The sequence below is a fragment of the Pedobacter antarcticus genome (assembly GCF_900112985.1).
GTDB classification, from domain to species: domain Bacteria; phylum Bacteroidota; class Bacteroidia; order Sphingobacteriales; family Sphingobacteriaceae; genus Pedobacter; species Pedobacter antarcticus.
The window spans coordinates 298855-315948 of sequence record NZ_FONS01000005.1 but is presented as its reverse complement, the minus strand read 5'-3'; the positions used below and the strand labels follow the sequence as shown (position 1 = coordinate 315948).

18 protein-coding genes and 1 pseudogene are annotated in these 17094 nt (G+C 41.4%); 10 read left to right on the top strand and 9 right to left on the bottom strand.

The window, feature by feature from the left end; translation table 11 throughout:
- Positions 1-2 precede the first annotated feature (2 nt).
- Complete coding sequence (gene metF, locus BM192_RS12930; protein ID WP_037441027.1) at positions 3-956, top strand: methylenetetrahydrofolate reductase [NAD(P)H]; 954 nt, start codon at positions 3-5, stop codon at positions 954-956.
- Between the two features lie 78 nt (positions 957-1034).
- Positions 1035-1472: an META domain-containing protein gene (locus tag BM192_RS12925; protein ID WP_037441024.1), complete on the top strand. Its 438-nt coding sequence runs from the start codon at positions 1035-1037 to the stop codon at positions 1470-1472.
- An 11-nt stretch (positions 1473-1483) separates the two neighbouring features.
- Here the strand turns inward: BM192_RS12925 and thrC are convergent, their stop codons facing one another.
- The 3 genes from thrC to thrA are packed head-to-tail and all read right to left on the bottom strand — an operon-like array spanning position 1484 to position 6212.
- The gene (gene thrC / locus BM192_RS12920) at positions 1484-2800 is read right to left on the bottom strand and encodes a threonine synthase (protein ID WP_037441022.1); all 1317 of its coding nucleotides are present in this window, start codon (positions 2798-2800) and stop codon (positions 1484-1486) included.
- 32 nt (positions 2801-2832) lie between these two features.
- Positions 2833-3768, bottom strand: a complete 936-nt coding sequence (locus tag BM192_RS12915; RefSeq protein WP_037441019.1) for a homoserine kinase — start codon at positions 3766-3768, stop codon at positions 2833-2835.
- Positions 3765-6212 (bottom strand): bifunctional aspartate kinase/homoserine dehydrogenase I, encoded by a 2448-nt coding sequence (gene thrA / locus BM192_RS12910; RefSeq protein WP_037441016.1) that lies wholly within the window; start codon positions 6210-6212, stop codon positions 3765-3767. Before thrA ends, BM192_RS12915 begins: the two co-directional genes overlap by 4 nt.
- Before the next feature lie 268 nt (positions 6213-6480).
- Between thrA and rsgA the strand changes: the two genes are divergently transcribed.
- The 4 genes from rsgA (at position 6481) to BM192_RS12890 (ending at position 8672) form a co-directional block, all read left to right on the top strand.
- Positions 6481-7401, top strand: a complete 921-nt coding sequence (gene rsgA, locus BM192_RS12905; protein WP_037441013.1) for a ribosome small subunit-dependent GTPase A — start codon at positions 6481-6483, stop codon at positions 7399-7401.
- Positions 7402-7525: 124 nt separating this feature from the next.
- The gene (locus tag BM192_RS12900) at positions 7526-7894 is read left to right on the top strand and encodes a hypothetical protein (protein WP_139218441.1); all 369 of its coding nucleotides are present in this window, start codon (positions 7526-7528) and stop codon (positions 7892-7894) included.
- Complete coding sequence (gene dtd, locus BM192_RS12895) at positions 7891-8343, top strand: D-aminoacyl-tRNA deacylase (protein ID WP_037441007.1); 453 nt, start codon at positions 7891-7893, stop codon at positions 8341-8343. The genes BM192_RS12900 and dtd overlap by 4 nt, the downstream gene beginning before the upstream one ends.
- Positions 8344-8345: 2 nt before the next feature.
- Positions 8346-8672, top strand: coding sequence for a nucleotide pyrophosphohydrolase (locus tag BM192_RS12890; protein WP_037441004.1), 327 nt, complete (start codon positions 8346-8348; stop codon positions 8670-8672).
- Between the two features lie 100 nt (positions 8673-8772).
- Here the strand turns inward: BM192_RS12890 and BM192_RS12885 are convergent, their stop codons facing one another.
- The 3 genes from BM192_RS12885 to BM192_RS12875 all read right to left on the bottom strand — a co-directional run bounded on the left by BM192_RS12885 (position 8773) and on the right by BM192_RS12875 (position 10416).
- Entirely contained in the window at positions 8773-9183 is a 411-nt protein-coding gene (locus BM192_RS12885) for an HIT family protein (protein ID WP_037441001.1), read from the bottom strand.
- Between the two features lie 13 nt (positions 9184-9196).
- Positions 9197-9670: a transcription elongation factor GreA gene (gene greA / locus BM192_RS12880; RefSeq protein WP_037440997.1), complete on the bottom strand. Its 474-nt coding sequence runs from the start codon at positions 9668-9670 to the stop codon at positions 9197-9199.
- A gap of 239 nt (positions 9671-9909) precedes the next feature.
- Positions 9910-10416: a hypothetical protein gene (locus BM192_RS12875; RefSeq protein ID WP_037440990.1), complete on the bottom strand. Its 507-nt coding sequence runs from the start codon at positions 10414-10416 to the stop codon at positions 9910-9912.
- Positions 10417-10837: 421 nt separating this feature from the next.
- On the opposite strand from BM192_RS12875, the gene BM192_RS12870 reads away from it, so the two are divergent.
- Positions 10838-12715: a M1 family metallopeptidase gene (locus tag BM192_RS12870; protein ID WP_170844855.1), complete on the top strand. Its 1878-nt coding sequence runs from the start codon at positions 10838-10840 to the stop codon at positions 12713-12715.
- Between the two features lie 100 nt (positions 12716-12815).
- On the opposite strand, the gene BM192_RS20955 is transcribed toward BM192_RS12870, so the two are convergent.
- The 3 genes from BM192_RS20955 to rsmA form a co-directional block, all read right to left on the bottom strand.
- The gene (locus BM192_RS20955; RefSeq protein ID WP_157282853.1) at positions 12816-12956 is read right to left on the bottom strand and encodes a hypothetical protein; all 141 of its coding nucleotides are present in this window, start codon (positions 12954-12956) and stop codon (positions 12816-12818) included.
- A 479-nt stretch (positions 12957-13435) separates the two neighbouring features.
- Positions 13436-14365 carry a 2-hydroxyacid dehydrogenase gene (locus BM192_RS12860; RefSeq protein ID WP_037440988.1) on the bottom strand — a complete coding sequence of 310 codons (930 nt, stop codon included), beginning with the start codon at positions 14363-14365 and terminating at the stop codon, positions 13436-13438.
- 3 nt (positions 14366-14368) lie between these two features.
- Positions 14369-15154, bottom strand: a complete 786-nt coding sequence (gene rsmA, locus BM192_RS12855) for a 16S rRNA (adenine(1518)-N(6)/adenine(1519)-N(6))-dimethyltransferase RsmA (RefSeq protein WP_037440986.1) — start codon at positions 15152-15154, stop codon at positions 14369-14371.
- A gap of 428 nt (positions 15155-15582) precedes the next feature.
- Between rsmA and BM192_RS12850 the strand changes: the two are divergent.
- From BM192_RS12850 to BM192_RS21365, 3 genes and pseudogenes are all read left to right on the top strand, one after another.
- Positions 15583-16122, top strand: a pseudogene (locus BM192_RS12850) (DUF6088 family protein); the annotation flags it as partial.
- Positions 16119-16433, top strand: a complete 315-nt coding sequence (locus tag BM192_RS21035) for a nucleotidyl transferase AbiEii/AbiGii toxin family protein (RefSeq protein WP_201771381.1) — start codon at positions 16119-16121, stop codon at positions 16431-16433. The pseudogene BM192_RS12850 and the gene BM192_RS21035, both read left to right, overlap by 4 nt.
- Before the next feature lie 140 nt (positions 16434-16573).
- Complete coding sequence (locus tag BM192_RS21365; RefSeq protein WP_201771382.1) at positions 16574-17092, top strand: nucleotidyl transferase AbiEii/AbiGii toxin family protein; 519 nt, start codon at positions 16574-16576, stop codon at positions 17090-17092.
- The last annotated feature ends 2 nt before the right edge of the window (positions 17093-17094 follow it).

Below are 17094 nucleotides of genomic sequence, written 5' to 3'. Positions count from 1 at the left end.
CCATGAAAATTACCGACCACATTAGTAATGCCGGGGATAAAACCCTTTTTTCTTTCGAACTTCTTCCTCCCTTAAAAGGCAAGAGTATTCATGAAATCTATAAAGCTATAGATCCGCTCATGGAATTTAACCCGCCATTTATTGACGTAACCTATCACAGAGAAGATTATATCTATAAACAACATACCAGCGGTTTACTCGAAAAAGTTTCTTATCGCAAAAGACCGGGTACAGTAGCAATTTGTGCAGCAATTATGAACCGTTATAAGGTAGATGCCGTACCCCATTTAATCTGCGGTGGATTTACCAAAGAAGAAACAGAAAATGCATTAATAGATTTGCAGTTCCTGGGTATCGACAATGTACTGGTACTTCGGGGAGATGCCCGTCAGGCAGACTCCGGCTTCATTCCGACACCCGGTGGTCATGCATTTGCGACAGATCTGCTGGGTCAGGTAAAAAGCATGAACGAAGGCCGGTACCTGTTCGAAGATCATTCTGCTTTTCAAACAAATTTCTGCATCGGAGTTGCCGGGTATCCCGAAAAACACTTTGAGGCACCTAACCTGAAAGCAGACTTCAAATACCTAAAGCAAAAAGTAGATATGGGTGCAGAGTTTATTGTGACCCAAATGTTTTTTGACAATGCTAAATATTGTGAATTCGTAGCTAATTGCAGGGCGAATGGGATAAATGTCCCCATAATTCCCGGGTTAAAACCTATTACGAGTTCTAAACAACTGATCAGCCTGCCTAAGATATTCCATATAGATCTTCCCGAAGACCTGACAGAGGCGGTTCAGGCCTGTAAGAATGAGGAGGCTGTAAAAGAAGTAGGAATTGAATGGATGATCCAGCAGTGCAAGGAGTTAATAAAAGTTGGCGCCCCGGTATTACATTTTTATACCATGAGTAATCCCGAGCCGACCAAAAGAATTGCGAGAGCGGTCTTTTAAAAAAAGCTTTAAAAAAAATCGAATCCTTATTCTGGCAGATTCTTTGTATATTTCATTGACGAGAAATCTGCTAAAGCTATGAGAAGAACGACATTATTATTGCTTGCTGTGACAGGCACATTAACCTCCTGCAATACATTGAAGAACACAGTAGATGCTAGTTCCGACCTCTCTAAACTAGGAGGTAACTGGGAACTGAATTATATATCGGGCCCTAGAATTGCATTTAACGGTCTATATCCGGGGAAGAAACCTGTATTAACTATTGATCTGCTGGAGAAACGGGTAAATGGTAATACGAGCTGTAATTCTTTCTTCGGTAAACTGGTTGCTGACGATACCTCTATCAATTTCAATGAACCTATGGCGATGACCAAAATGGCCTGCCCGGGAGAAGGAGAAAATATATTCATTAATACCCTGAAAAAGGTAAATAAGTATACGATAACAGGAGATACCACACTGAACTTCATGATGGGTGATATCGCCATCATGAGATTCAAAAAGGTTAAGTAACTGAAGGGATGTTATTCCCCTTCAGCATTTAATAGATATTTTTTAAAAGCATTAAAGTCCGCGTCCATTGCAGTCGCGGATTTTTCTTTTCCAAGCATTTCTGCTACCTGCTCCGGCAATTCTATCCGGCGGGCAATTTCCTCAGGAAAAACATCCGGGAATTTACAAGCATGTGCTGTAGACAAACAAACATAAACATCCTCGTTATTTGCTTTTTGCTCTTGCACTTTCTGCATAGCCAGCCAGGCAATAGCAGTATGCGGACACGCTATATAATTATACCGGTTATAGATTTCAGCAATTGCTTCCAGCGTCTGCTCATCCGTATAACTGACACCAAGAACCATTTTTAATGCCTCTTCGCGGTTTCCCTTAAACAGTTCCATAATCCGGACCCAGTTACTTGGCGCACCTACATCCATAGCATTAGCGTAAGTCTGTACAGATGGTCTGGTCTCATAGACTCCACTTTCCAGGAAGCGCGGGACGGTATCGTTCGCGTTGGTAGCCGCAATAAACGACTTTACCGGAAGCCCCATTTTCCAGGCAAGTAAACCTGCGCCGATATTCCCGAAATTGCCACTTGGAACAGAGAACACTACCGACCGCTTACCTTTTCTGAATAACTGAGCAAGCGCATGAAAATAGTAAAATGTCTGCGGGATCAGTCTGGATATATTAATTGAGTTTGCAGAAGTCAGACGAAGAGATGCATTGAGCTCGGGGTCTGCAAAAGCCTGCTTAACCAGTTGCTGACAATCATCAAAAGTACCTTTTACAGTAATTGCCCGAATATTCTGTCCATTGGTACATAATTGCAGTTCCTGAATAGGACTAACTTTTCCCTCCGGATATAAAATTGTCACCCGCGTATGCGGCACGCCTAAAAAACCCAGTGCGACAGCTCCTCCGGTATCTCCCGAGGTTGCTACCAGTACATCGAGCAGTTGCTCTCCATCTTTCAGGAAATAAGCCATTACTCTGCTCATAAAACGTGCACCAAAATCTTTAAAGGCCAGAGAAGGTCCGTGGAAAAGTTCCAGCACGTAGTTCTTTTCATCAAGCTCATGAACAGGCGCATCAAAATTTACCGCATCCGCAATGATTGCCCGCAGATCATCGGCAGGGATTGCGTCTTTCAGCAAAGCTGAAGATACTTCAAATGCGATTTCCTGTAAGGTATACCGGTCCAGATTATCCAGAAACTCCTGACGCAGCACAGGAATGTCTACAGGCATATATAAACCTTTGTCCTGGGGCATGCTGTTAAAAACAGCAGTCTGAAAATCGACCTGGTTCTGTTTGTTTTGTGTACTATATAATTTCATAAATTTCAGCTTGGTTTAGATTGTGGTTAATGTTAGTCCAGTACTACCGGCCCCTTAGCATTAACCGGTGATACAAATGACAGACTATTAATCTGTACAGTTTTCAAACGTGCCTGCAGCGCATCTGTGATTTTCCGGGCAGTTTCCTGATTCCGTGTAAGCGCAAATACAGACGGTCCGGAACCGGAGATACCAAAACCTACAGCCCCCAGATCCATAGCCAACTGCCTCATAGCATAGAATTCCGGGATCAGAATAGAGCGGACAGGTTCTACCAGAACATCTACCATGCTGCGTCCGATCAGGTCGTAATCACTAGTATACAGACCCGACACCAGACCGGCGACATTACCCCACTGCTTAACGGCGTCTTTCAAAAATACTTTGGAACGGATCATCTGCCTGGCATCCTTAGTAGGCACATCCACTTCAGGATAAACAATTGCTGCACAAAGATCTTCCGGGAAAGGCAGGCTGATTACGTCCAGCGGTTCGTAACTACGAACCAGCACAAATCCACCCATCAATGCCGGGGCAACATTATCTGCATGCCCGTAACCACAGGCCAGCTCCTCCCCTTTCATTGCGAAAGGCACCAGCTCTTTCCTGCTTAAGAGGTTTCCGAACAATGTATTTACTGCAAATAATCCTGCTACAGTACTTGCCGAACTCGAACCCAGACCACTGCCAATAGGCATCTTTTTATGCAGCTCAATCGTAATTCCAGCATCTTCCCTGCCGATATGTTTCAGGTAATCCTGTACACTCGCACTTACTGTATTTTTAGCAGGATCTAGCGGAAGACGACCATCATCTCCCGTAATTTTTGTGATTTTAACACCCGGCTCATCAACCAGACGCATGATAACTTCATCACCGGGCGCATTGACTGCAAACCCGAGCACATCAAATCCACACACCACATTCGCCACTGTGGCGGGGGCAAAAACCTTTACTGAATCTCTCATTGTTTACCTGTATTGATTATATCTGCAAATACGCCTGCTGCTGTAACTTCTGCACCGGCACCTGGTCCCTTAATAACCAGCGGTCTGTCTTTGTAACGGTCTGTTGTGAATGAAATAATATTGTCACTGCCTGAAAGCATATAAAAAGGATGCGAATCATCAACCATCTGCAACCCGATAACTACCTTTCCATTTTCCAGTTTACCGATATAACGCAATACCTTTCCAGCTGCAGCAGCTTCCTCTTTTAAGCCTTCAAAATAAGCTGCATTCTTTTCCAATTCCTCATAAAACTCCGGCACCGAAGCTGCAGCAAGGCATGCGGGAGGCAACATACTTTCTATCTGCACATCATCGGCTTCCAGCGGGTATCCGGCATCTCTGGCCAGGATCAGCATTTTACGCATAAAGTCTTTGCCATTTAAATCATCCCTTGGATCCGGTTCGGTATAACCTTTATCCTGCGCTTCTTTCACGACTTCATGGAAAAGCACCTGGTCTTTATAATTATTAAAAATATAAGAGATCGTTCCAGATAAAATAGCTTCAATACTGAAGATATTGTCACCGCTCATCATCAGATCCTTCAAGGTGCGGATAATAGGGAGTCCGGCACCAACATTCGTCTCGTACATAAAATCAACGCCATGTTTGCGTGCTGCATCCTTAAACGCTGCATACTGCTCGTACTCCGCAGAATTACCAATCTTATTGCAGGTAACCAGAGAAATACTCGATTCCAGGATCTGCTGATAATAATTTACCGGATTAGCACTCGCCGTATTGTCGACAAAAACACAATTTGGAAGGTTCATTGCTTTCATTCTAGCTACAAATTCTTTCAAATCTGCCGGTTCTGCAAACTGTTCGAGTTCCTGAGGCCATTGAGCCAGGTCTATCCCCTGCGGTGATAAGTACATCATTCTGGAGTTACTAATTCCCATTACTTTCACCTCCAGGTCATTATTTACTGCCAGCAGCGGTCCCTGAACCAATAACTGACGGAATAAAGTCTGACCGATATTACCTGTACCCAGGCAGAACACATGAAGCGTTTTTTTACGATCTGCAAAAAAGGCATCATGCACAGCATTTACAGCTTTCGATAAATCGGTTTTAGACAGGATCACAGAGATATTATACTCAGAAGAACCCTGTGCAATTGCACGTACATTTACACCATTACGTCCCAGCGCATGAAACAATTTACCAGACATCCCTGGCGTACGCTTCATATTCTCTCCAACAATAGCGAGTACTGACAACCCATTTTCTACCTGCGGATATTCCAGTTTTTTAGCCTGCAGCTCGAGTTCAAATTCTTTACTGATTATTGCCAGTGCTTTCAACGCATCTGCCGGGTTAACCGCAAAAGTAATACTGTGTTCAGAAGAACTCTGGGTAATCAGGATCACATTGATCTGCTCTCTGGACAACAAAGAGAACAGTCTCCCGCTAAAACCAGCCTTTCCTACCATTCCACTTCCTGAAAGGTTAAGCACACTGATCTCGTCAATAGAAGAGATCCCCTTAATTGGCAGATTGGAACTCTGCACGTCATGGCGAATATAAGTACCTTCAAAAGAAGGCTCAAAAGAATTCTTAATAACTATAGGAATCCGTTTTAAAAACGCAGGAATCATTGTCGGCGGATAGATAACCTTAGCACCGAAATAAGAAAGCTCCATTGCTTCAGTATAGCTCAGTTCCGGCAGGGAGAAAGCTTTTTCTACCATCCTGGGATCTGCCGTCAGCATACCATTCACATCTGTCCAGATCTCAATTCTGGACGCACCCAGTGCCGAGCCCCAGATTGCTGCGGTATAATCACTTCCTCCTCTGCCCAATGTGGTGGTTCTGCCTTCCGGGTTACTGGAGATAAAGCCTGTAACAATGAGCAATTTACCTTCATTCGCCTGGTAGTAATCACGAATCAGGATTTCAGTCAGTGGCATATCTACCTTTGCCTGTCCGAAATGGCTGTCTGTTTTAATCAGGTCTGATCCATCAACACCAATTGCATCAGGAAACTCCAGTTTGGCAATATGACTGATCATCAACACGGAGCATCGCTCGCCATAACTCAAGATCAGATCTCTGGTCTGGGCACTCAATTCCTTTAGCAGAGATACCGAGCCTAAAATATCTTCCAGTTCATTCAGGTAGATCTTTAACCGGGTATAAACCGGATTTTGTGCCGCAGCAGGAAGTAAAGTTCTGATCACCTCAAAATGCTTTTCCTCTATAGTTTTAAGCTCCACGCTGTAATCTTCTCCAAGGTTAGCTTTCTCTGCCATCGTTTGAAGCAAGTTGGTCACTCCGCTCATTGCAGAGAGTACCACGACCGGATAGGGTTGCTGATCCTGCTCCCGAAGGATACTGATCAAGGCTCTTATACCTGCTGCTGAGCCGACAGAAGTTCCTCCGAATTTTAAAATGTTCATAGTTTTTATCGCTTTAGGTTAAAAAAAAAGCGCCTTCCCGGTTTAGAGGAAGGCGCTTCAATGGTTATTTTTTTTATGATTTACTCATATACCATTATTCACCTCCCTCTGGTTTCCCCGATGGTGGTAATAATAATGGATGTAATTGTTGAATTATTTATCATATAGAATAGCGGATATCGCTTCGTGTTTCGCTATGGCATAAAGTAAAGTTATATTTCTCTAAAAACCAAACCTTTTTTCTTTTTCCTTACCTTTACAGCAGAATATGCGAGGATTAGTAATCAAATCAACAGGAAGCTGGTATCAAGTTCACGGAGAAGATGGCCGTGAATATGACTGCCGTATTAAGGGTAAATTCAGGATTAAAGGCATTCAGACCACTAATCCTATCGCGGTCGGCGACCAGGTGGAGTTTGAGATGGAGCCTAATTCTGATAATGGTGTCATTCACAAACTTCATGTGCGGAAAAATTATATTATCCGTAAATCCATTAACCTTTCCAAACAGGCGCAAATAATTGCAGCCAATATGGACCAGGCTTTTTTAGTGGTTACCCTCGCCTCGCCCAGAACATCACTGGGTTTTATAGACCGTTTTCTGGTCACAGCCGAAGCTTACAGTATTCCTGCGGTTCTCATCTTTAACAAACTTGATTTGTATAATGAAGACGGCCTGGAGGTATTGGAAGAATATAAAGCTATTTACGAACAACTGGGTTATCCCTGCTATACAGTCTCAGCAATCGAAGGCACAAATATTCCTTTAATAGAGAGTCTGCTAAAAGACCAGACCACTCTGTTCTCCGGACATTCAGGTGTTGGTAAATCCAGCCTGATCAATGCCCTGCTTCCTGGCAGAAGCATTAAAACGGGAGAAATTTCTGAATCGAGCGACAAAGGGCAACATACCACAACCTTTGCCGAAATGCATACTTTGCCTTTCGGTGGTTATCTGATTGACACCCCGGGAATCCGCGAACTGGGTATCTATGATATCAAACCCGAAGAACTCAGCCACTATTTCCGCGAGATGCGGGATCGCATGCACCTGTGTAAATTTCATAACTGCCGCCACCTCAATGAACCGGGATGCGCCGTATTACAGGCTGTAGAAAATGAAGAGATAGCGGGCAGCAGGTACGATAGTTATCTTAGTATTTATCACAACAACGAAACCCGCTCCTGATTTTACGCTTATTTTCGGCTGCAACTTTGTTAAAATAGAAAAAAGATAGGAAGGACTATCTTTTTTTATTTTGCCTCGTTTCGCGAGAAAATAAAGCATAAAATAGTTTGACATATATGGAAGGGTGGAAATATATGGAGGACTTTATCGTTTGATGGAAGACTTTTTGTATGGCTTTATGGAAGGATTTTGTTTAGCTTCATGGAAGGATTTTGTTTATCTGGGTGGAAACATATGGAAGGCTTTGTATGGCTTCATGGAAAGCTTTTGTTTAGCTGGGTGGATAAGTATGGAGGGCTTTGTATGGTTTCATGGAAGGCTTTTGTTTAGCTGGGTGGAAATATATGGAGGACTTTGTTTAGCTGGGTGGATATGTGTAGAAGGCTTTGTCTCGTTTCATGGAAGGCTTTTGTTTAGCCGGGTGGATATGTATGGAGGGCTTTGTACGGCTTCATGGAAAGAATTTGAAATTGTTATTTTAGCGGTAATATGAGAGCTGTAATACAAAGAGTAAAAAGGGCCAGCTGCCATGTAGAGGAAAAGCTGACCGGTGAAATTAAGGATGGGCTGCTGGTGTTGCTGGGAATTGAAGATGCAGACGAACAAGAGGATCTGGAATGGCTTGCTGCGAAAATATGTAATCTGAGAATTTTTGGGGACGATGCCGGGCTAATGAATAAATCACTGCTTGATTTAGGTGGTGAGATACTTTTAATTAGTCAGTTTACTTTATTTGCTGCGACAAAGAAGGGCAACCGACCGGGTTTTACCCGGGCAGCGCGACCGGAAAAAGCCATTCCGCTTTACGAGCAGATGCAGCAGCAACTAGCCAGATTACTGGGTAAACCAGTTGCTACAGGAATATTTGGGGCAGATATGCAAATCAGTTTGGTCAATGATGGTCCGGTAACCATTACTATAGATACAAAAAAGAAAGAATAGCTATGACGATAGAAGAAGCTCAGCAGACTGTCGACCGGTGGATACAGACTACCGGCGTAAGGTATTTCAACGAATTAACAAATACAGCTATCCTAATGGAGGAAGTAGGTGAAGTAGCCCGTATTATGTCACGTAAGTATGGCGAACAGAGCTTTAAGAAAAGTGATGAAGCCGTTGATCTGGGAGATGAGATGGCAGATGTACTTTTTGTCCTTATTTGCCTGGCCAACCAGACCGGGGTTGATCTGAACGCTGCACTGGAGAAAAATCTGGAAAAGAAAAGTATCAGGGATGCCGACAGACATCATAATAATCCAAAACTGAAGTAAGGAAGTATCTTAAAGTTTAAGCGGTTAAGCAAAAAAAGCGGGTGTCTGAAATTATCAGACACCCGCTTTTTTACTAGCAAAGATGTGTATCAGATGGTTATTAACCTCTGGTATTGTCAGATAGTTCAGCTCTGATTTTTGCAGCAGCCTCTTCCAGTTCTTCCTGCGTAGGATTCAACTTAGGCTTGCTGAAGTTCATATCCCCAACATGATTCATTGGAATTAAATGGATATGTACATGAGGAACTTCAAGACCGATTACAGCCATTCCAACCTTAACACAGGGAAATGCCTTTTTTAATCCTTCAGCGACAATCTTTGCGAAAAGAGTTAGTCCGAAATAGCTTTCCTCGTCCATATCAAAGATATAATCAATCTCCTTTTTAGGTATAACCAGGAGATGGCCTGGCGCTAGAGGGTTAACATCCAGAAAGGCCAGAAAGTCTGCTGTCTCTGCAACGATATGTGCCGGAATTTCACGGTCTGCGATTTGTGTAAAGATAGTAGCCATAATTACCTAGTTTTTATCTGCTGATTTCTAAGATTTCAAATTCAATTTTTCCTGCCGGAACTTCAATTTCAGTTGTATCTCCAACTGACTTTCCTAATAAACCTTGTGCAATCGGAGATTTAACTGAGATTTTGCCAGTCTTCAGATCAGCTTCAGTTTCTGCAACCAGCTGATACGTCATGGTTGCACCGTTTTTCACATTTTTAATTTTAACTATAGAAAGTGCCAGCACCTTAGAAAGATCCAGCTTCGATTCATCTATTAATCTTGCAGAAGCAAGCGTAGCATTTAATTTAGATATTTTAGCTTCATGCAGACCCTGCGCTTCTTTGGCAGCATCATATTCCGCATTCTCCGAAAGATCACCTTTATCTCTTGCTTCAGCTATCGCTTTAGAGATTTGTTGTCTCCCTGTAGTCTTTAAGTAATGTACCTCTTCCTTTAGTTTATCTAGTCCTTCCTGAGTATAGTATGTTACTTCTGTCATAGCTTTTTTATTGTTTGTAAATCCTGTAAAAAAAGAACAAGACTACACCGGCATAATAGCCCACATAGTCTTGCTTCATATCAAACGAAGATAGCAGCCAATTCTTATAAAAGCAAATCTTTTAAATCTGAATACGAAAACATCCGTGTAAATAGACTGTAATAACATTTAGACTAGCATTCTGCGTTTGAACATGACATAACAGGATTTTATGCGAAGAGTTTTAAAAAATCATAACATCACAATGTACTCCCGTCAATGTCCAATATAACCGGATTAAGCACCACGGCTTCTATATTTTCTCCTGCATAAAAACCTGTTGGAATTATCGAAGCAAAATGAGCGGTGAAACCTGTACCCACTTCTATTTCATGCTTATCAGCCTCCGCTTTTTTTACCCAGACAGGCAGCAGAAACCTGGAATTAATCTGATTCCTTAAAAGACCACTACTATCTTTTTTTATAGACTTTGTGATTTGTTTATAGCGCAGCACTTCATCCGATATTTTACTCCTGTTATAGTATGTCACTTCTATATTACCCCTATTATCTACAGAAACCATAATGGAAAGCAGAAAAGATTGTTCCTGCTGCGGAAGCTGTCTAAAATACGCAAGCCCGGATATTTGATAGGGAATCTTCCGTAATACATCTCCGAGTTCCTTTGCACAATCCTGAATCTGACTGAAAGCCTGAATTTGAAAGAGTAGAATTATCGCTGCCGTGGTACTTATCTTCTTTAACATCGTTCTTAAGTCTATATGTTTTGTATTAGATTCGGCTTTTTGGAGAATTTATCGTCTGTCATAAGTAACCTCCATCACATGTAATATCACTGGATTAAATACATAGCCCCTTATTCCTTTTAAAGTATAGAAATCTGAGGGTATTAATTTGGAGAAATTGTTTAAAAACCCTGCATCAATCTCAATATCCTGTCGTCCGGTGCGGTAGGTCTTGTCATTATTAAACAATAAGATTACTATTACAGAGTGGTCAGGTAATATAAATCCGCGAAACCGCCGACCATTTTGATCCCTTTCTTTCAAAAAATCGTCAGAAACTTATACAATAAGATATATTTGTCCAGGACAGGATGCAGGAAAAATCTGAAAAACAGATAGCCGGTGCTGTTGCAATACGCATTAACAAAAAAACACAACATCAATGAAAACCACAATCTTCAAAGTACTTACTGTACTGGCCATTGGTAGCCTTCAGGCGCAAGCCCAGGAGCTTTATATGCCCAGGAATATAAAAGCAGCTTATGAGAAAGGTACACGCGCACTGGACGGTAAACCTGGTAAAAATTACTGGCAGAACAGTGGAAAATATGATATGACTATCAGTGTTACTCCTGCCACCAAAGTAGTTGCGGGTACACAGACTATCGTTTATACGAATAACAGCCCGGATACCTTGAAGCAGGTAACCATGCGCTTTGTGAATAATATACATAAACCAGAAGCACCCCGCTCCGGTTATACAAGTCCTGATTTTTTAACCCCGGGACTTGATATCTCTAATTTCGTGGTCGATGGCGAAAAGTATGCGGTGGATAGTAAGAACTGGGGCACTGTTGCCGACGTGAAATTAAAGAAAGCTATTGCTCCGGGAAAAAGCGCAAACTTTGAAATCAGCTGGTCTTACCCACTCTCCAAACAAAGTGGCAGAGAAGGACAGCTGGACAGCACTACGTATTTTGTAGCCTATGCCTTTCCAAGGGTGTCTGTATATGACGATTATAATGGCTGGGATAAGGTCCCACATACCGACAGAGGTGAATTCTATAATGATTTCAATGACTATAAGCTTACGGTAAAAGCACCAAAAAACTACGTAGTATGGGCAACCGGCGATTTGCTGAATCCTGATGAAGTACTGCAGCCGGCTTTTGCAACGAAACTTAAGAACTCTTATTTGAGTGACGAAGTAATCAGTATGGCCAACGCAACAGAAATGAAAGCGGGTAAAGTGACACTACAGCAAGAATGGAACAGCTGGAAATTCAGTACTAAAAATATCACAGACATTACTTTTGCCATGAGTAATGTTTATGTATGGGATGCGGGAAGTGTGCTGGTAGATAGCTTAAAAAACCGTAGAGCAAGTGTACAGTCCGCTTATAGTGCGACTGCTACAGATTTTCCACATGCCGTAAAATGGACAAAAGAAGCCCTGCACTGGTTCTCTAACAACTGGCCTGGCGTACCATACCCATTCTCTAAAATGACTGCAGTACAAGGCTTCGCTGATATGGAGTACCCAATGATGATTAATGATTCTACCACACCTGATAACGAGTTCAGCCAGTTTGTATTAAATCATGAAATTGCACATACCTACTTCCCTTTTTATATGGGTACAAATGAAACCCGTTACGCGCATATGGACGAAGGTTGGGCGACTACATTGGAGTACCTGATTGCTCAGGATCAGTTAGGTAAAGAAAAGGCAGCAGAAAACTACAAGAACTTCCGTGTGAAGCGCTGGATCAACGATCCTTCCACAGAACAAGACCAGCCGATCATCTCCCTCTCTACACAGGTTTCCGGCTCAGGATATGGTAACAATGCCTATGTAAAACCTTCTTTGGCTTATCTGGGCCTTAAGGATATGTTCGGAGATGTATTATTCAAAAAATATTTACTAGGATATATGGACCGCTGGAACGGTAAGCATCCCATTCCCTGGGACTTCTTCTATACTATCAACGATGTTTCCGGACAAGATCTGAACTGGTACTGGAACAACTGGTTCTTTAGCAACAATTATATTGATCTGGCCCTTACTAAAGTGATGATCAAGGGTCTTAGCTATACCGTCTCCGTGAATAATATCGGAGGCTTTGCAATTCCATTTGACATGAAAATTACTTATACTGATGGCACAACTGCGGTCATTCACCAGCAACCTCAGGTATGGAGAGCGAATCAGAAAGCAGTAACACTGCAATTTAACGCGAAGAGCACAGTGTCGTCTATCGAACTGGATGGTGGAATTTATATGGACGCAACTCCTTATAATAACCGCTGGAGCAAATAAAAATCTTCGCATCAGAATATATCAGTTGTAATCATTGCGTAACAAAAAAGAGCGGATGTCTGTGTACAGGCATCCGCTCTTTTTGTCGTTTAAAATCACCTTATTCAATAGGTTTCACAACCCTGTCCCTGAAAAGCGGCAGCGGATCTTCTGCCAGATAATCCCGGAGAATTTTTGGTTTATCTTCCAATGCAGCAAGCTGATAAGCTCGCTGAAAAATTTGTGAAGATTGGAAATTCATTTAATGAATATAAATAGAATTTATAATATAACGACAAGAGGAATAGTCGTAACGTATCTCGTGGCAATCTGATTCGAACATTAATGACCAAAAATCCACGGTTATCTAATAAATCACACAATCTTGTGGGTAAGATGTGGGTTCTCTGTGGGTTACGTATGGGGTTATTGTGGGTTTCATACGAGTGAGTTTAAGAGGATACCTGACCAAGACCCGACCAAAACCAGAAGATAATCTGGTTCGGGCATTAGTTTTGTCCGGATTCTAAATTCAGGAATAAATATTAAGGTTGACATGATAAAACAATGTGTTATTCGGGTCAACCTCGGGCTAACCCCATATAAAATCGGGTCAACTACCAACGACACACGACCAAGACCCGAACAAAACCTTAATATGCTACCAATTTATAAAAAAAGCTCCGCAGGTTTTGCCTTTTACTGGGCTACCTGCGGAGCTCTTGTCATTTATGCTGACCTTTAAAAAGAGGCAGCTTCCAGTTTGTCGGCCAGTACCGAAGATATTTTACGGTAGGATTCAAAGGTCCATCCGCCTACGTGTGGGGTCAGCATTACATTTTCGTTCCCTTTCAAAGCTTCATACCAAGGTTGCTCACCTAATTTTGGGAATTTCTCTACTTCCAGAACATCTAGTCCTGCACCGATAACCTTACCGGATTCCAGCGCAGCTAGCAAGGCAGTGGTATTAACCACTTCTCCCCTTGCCGTATTAATCAGGAAGATATTCTTCTTAAAATGGAATAAATACTCTTCGTTAACCAACTGGGCAGTTTCAGGAGTAAGCGGAATGTGCAGGCTCAGCACATCACTATGCTTTACAATTTCTTCCATGCTGCATTCCCGCACATACTGGTCTGAGAAACCAGTTTTATATTTGTCGTATGCAATTACATTTACTTCAAAACCGGCCAGCTTACGGGCAAAACTGCTCCCCATAAATCCATATCCGATTATACCGACAGTCTTACCTTTCAGCTCATAACCCCTGTTTCCTTCACGGTCCCAGATGCCATTCCGAATTTCCGTGTCTGCTCTGCGAAAATGATTAAGCAGGGACAGTAAAAGGCCAGTCGCATGTTCACCGACGGCATCGCGGTTTCCTTCGGGTGCATTCATTAACAGAATATTTCTTTCTGCGGCATAAGCCTCGTCAATATTATCCAGGCCTGCACCTGCACGGGCAATGAAACGCAGATTTACACCTGCCTCCATAACCTCACTGTCTATTCTGAACTTTGTTCTTACTGCAATGCCGGTATATTCACCTATTACAGCCAGTGTTTCCGCCCTGGTAATCTGCGGCAGGTCATCTACCTCATAACCCGCCAGTATTGCCCGCTCTTTAAACTCGGGATGTAAGTCATCAATAATTAAAATCTTTCCTTTCATTGTTTATGCGTTTAAAAGTGCGTTAACATGCTGCGTCAAGCTAATAAAATCTGCAACAGTCAATTGCTCTGCACGTTTATCAAAGAATGGATGCTCATCCATTTTAATTTTAGGAACAACTCCGGAAAGTGCATTCCTTAAGGTTTTACGACGTTGGTTGAATCCGGATTTTACAACAGCCCAGAACAATTTCTCATCACAAGGCAGTTCTTTCATCTCGTTCCGGCTTAAGCGGATAACTCCTGAGTTTACTTTTGGTGGCGGGTTAAACGTCCCCGGCTTCACTGTAAACAAATAATCTATATTATAATATGCCTGGATCAGCACACTAAGTATGCCGTAGTCTTTGGTCCCGCTTTTAGAAGCACAGCGTTCCGCTACTTCTTTTTGAAACATCCCGACCATCTCTACAACCTGATCGCGGTGTGCAAGAATTTTGAATAAGATCTGTGAGGAAATATTATAGGGGAAATTACCAATCACCGCAAACTTGCCGGAAAAAACCGCCCGCAGGTCCATGGCTAGAAAATCTCCGTTAATTAGTCTGCTGCCCATTTGCGGGTACTTGTCCTTCAGGAAATTATAAGATTCGGTATCGATATCAATCATATAGGTTTCCAGGTGCTCTCTTTCCAATAAAATATCAGAAAGTATTCCCATTCCCGGTCCAACCTCCAGCACCTGTTTGTACTGATCGGTATGAACCAGCCCGTCAACAATTTTAGCGGCTATCTTTTTATCCGTTAAAAAATGCTGCCCTAAATGTTTTTTCGCCCTGACCAAACTCATAAAATTCTCCTTTATTATCCTGATTGCAAAGGCACATGCCAATGCGGCCGCAAATTAAACAAGTTTTATGAAATGAGCCGGTTAAACATTAAAAACCGACGAACAGGTAATGACAATTTTAATAAAACTCTCAATTTAAAAATTGCCTTTGATTTTTATACGTGTAACATTTATAAAAATGTTTAAACCCAGACTGTTAAGTCTTAGCTTCGGAATAGTAGGAGATAGAAATTAGTAAAAAAATAATTATGTAATCACAAATGGGATCATTAATTCAATATAAAATACTTATTAGCAATATTTTACAATATATAAATAATATTCTTTTGCATGAATTTTACATTAAAATCCATACTTTTGTACAGGACGATCTAATCTTTATAAAGAAGGGTATAGCAATGTGAAAGTTAACAGAACTTAAAAAGCATCTTAGACGAGGGCGAGTTTATCGCCGTACAGATTTAACTAAATGGTCAAAGTCTGTCGACCGCCATCTTGATATGCTTTTAGAAGACGGAACCTTGAAAAAACTCTCACAAGGATTATATTATTACCCAAAAATCACTGCATTTGGTGATTCACCACCTAAAGAAGATCAATTGGTGCGTTCCTTTCTAAAGGATGACAGATTCTTATTGACTTCTCCAAATACATACAATAGACTTGGAATTGGCACAACCCAGCTATATAATAAGCGGACGGTTTATAATCATAAACGGCATGGAGAATTCAAATTAGGTACAAGAATCTTTGATTTCAGAATGAAAGCTCATTTTCCAAAACAATTAACTCCTGAATTTTTACTCGTTGATCTGGTAAATAATCTTGACGCACTTGGCGAGGATAAGCAATTAATCCTGAAGAACGTTTTGGATAAAGCTAAAAATATGAATACCAAGAAATTGATCAAATCCATTTCAGCCTACGGTAGTATAAAAGCTAAAAAAGTATTTGAACCTCTTTTATGATCGGGAAGAAACGGAATACCTCTCCCGATTACCTGCATAATCATAAAGACTTTACATCATTACTTTCGATTACTGAATCTGAGACAGGAATACTGGCAGGATTAGTTGAAAAAGATTATTGGATCACGCATGTGCTGTACGGCCTGAATATTACAGGTTTTGATTTCGAATTGAAAGGTGGTACTTCACTGTCTAAGGGCTACGGAATTATCCATCGTTTTTCTGAAGATATCGACATTCATATCAAACCACCGGCGACGTTCGGTATTAACGAATACCCAAGAACAAGAAACAAAATAATGCCAATTTGAGAAAACTATTTTATAATTGGCTAGCAAACACAATAAGAATAGATGGTATTGTATCGGTTGACAGAGATACAGCATTCGACGATTTAATTCATTACCGCAGCGGTGGAATAAGGTTATTCTACAACAGCGAAATTGAATAGATAGAGGGATTAAAACAAGGTATTCTTCTAGAAGCGGGATTTGATACTATCACTCCAAATACCAGGATCAATATAAGTTCATGGGCTTATGAAAGGGCGAAAAAAGCATCGATTGATATTGTAGATAACAGAGCAGCAGGTATTAAATGTTACCATCCTGGCTACACATTTGTTGAAAAACTTCAGACAGTCGCAACAAAATTCCGTCAGGAGCAGGCAGACATAAAGAGAGGCCCAAACTTCATGAGGCAGTATTACGATATTTATTGCCTCTTAAACAATGAAAATGTCCAAAGATTCATTGGCACCAAAGAGTACAAATCACATAAACTCGAGAGATTTCCGAGGCGGGATTTAATTATCCCACTTTTCGAAAATCAGGCCTTTATGTTAAATGATCGAAGTATTAGAAAAGAATATCAAAAAAGATATCAGGAAACAAAAGCTTTGTATTATAATGGACAACCGGACTTTGAAGATTTGCTCAGCAGAATAAAAAACAATCTACATAGATTCTAAAT

What these genes read in the sequence shown, in the direction of transcription:
- metF (WP_037441027.1), top strand. Translation starts at nt 3, where the DNA reads ATGAAAATTACCGACCACATTAGTAATGCCGGGGATAAAACCCTTTTT.
- BM192_RS12925 (WP_037441024.1), top strand. Translation starts at nt 1,035, where the DNA reads ATGAGAAGAACGACATTATTATTGCTTGCTGTGACAGGCACATTAACC.
- thrC (WP_037441022.1), bottom strand. Translation starts at nt 2,800, where the DNA reads ATGAAATTATATAGTACACAAAACAAACAGAACCAGGTCGATTTTCAG.
- BM192_RS12915 (WP_037441019.1), bottom strand. Translation starts at nt 3,768, where the DNA reads ATGAGAGATTCAGTAAAGGTTTTTGCCCCCGCCACAGTGGCGAATGTG.
- thrA (WP_037441016.1), bottom strand. Translation starts at nt 6,212, where the DNA reads ATGAACATTTTAAAATTCGGAGGAACTTCTGTCGGCTCAGCAGCAGGT.
- rsgA (WP_037441013.1), top strand. Translation starts at nt 6,481, where the DNA reads ATGCGAGGATTAGTAATCAAATCAACAGGAAGCTGGTATCAAGTTCAC.
- dtd (WP_037441007.1), top strand. Translation starts at nt 7,891, where the DNA reads ATGAGAGCTGTAATACAAAGAGTAAAAAGGGCCAGCTGCCATGTAGAG.
- BM192_RS12890 (WP_037441004.1), top strand. Translation starts at nt 8,346, where the DNA reads ATGACGATAGAAGAAGCTCAGCAGACTGTCGACCGGTGGATACAGACT.
- BM192_RS12885 (WP_037441001.1), bottom strand. Translation starts at nt 9,183, where the DNA reads ATGGCTACTATCTTTACACAAATCGCAGACCGTGAAATTCCGGCACAT.
- greA (WP_037440997.1), bottom strand. Translation starts at nt 9,670, where the DNA reads ATGACAGAAGTAACATACTATACTCAGGAAGGACTAGATAAACTAAAG.
- BM192_RS12875 (WP_037440990.1), bottom strand. Translation starts at nt 10,416, where the DNA reads ATGTTAAAGAAGATAAGTACCACGGCAGCGATAATTCTACTCTTTCAA.
- BM192_RS12870 (WP_170844855.1), top strand. Translation starts at nt 10,838, where the DNA reads ATGAAAACCACAATCTTCAAAGTACTTACTGTACTGGCCATTGGTAGC.
- BM192_RS20955 (WP_157282853.1), bottom strand. Translation starts at nt 12,956, where the DNA reads ATGAATTTCCAATCTTCACAAATTTTTCAGCGAGCTTATCAGCTTGCT.
- BM192_RS12860 (WP_037440988.1), bottom strand. Translation starts at nt 14,365, where the DNA reads ATGAAAGGAAAGATTTTAATTATTGATGACTTACATCCCGAGTTTAAA.
- rsmA (WP_037440986.1), bottom strand. Translation starts at nt 15,154, where the DNA reads ATGAGTTTGGTCAGGGCGAAAAAACATTTAGGGCAGCATTTTTTAACG.
- BM192_RS21035 (WP_201771381.1), top strand. Translation starts at nt 16,119, where the DNA reads ATGATCGGGAAGAAACGGAATACCTCTCCCGATTACCTGCATAATCAT.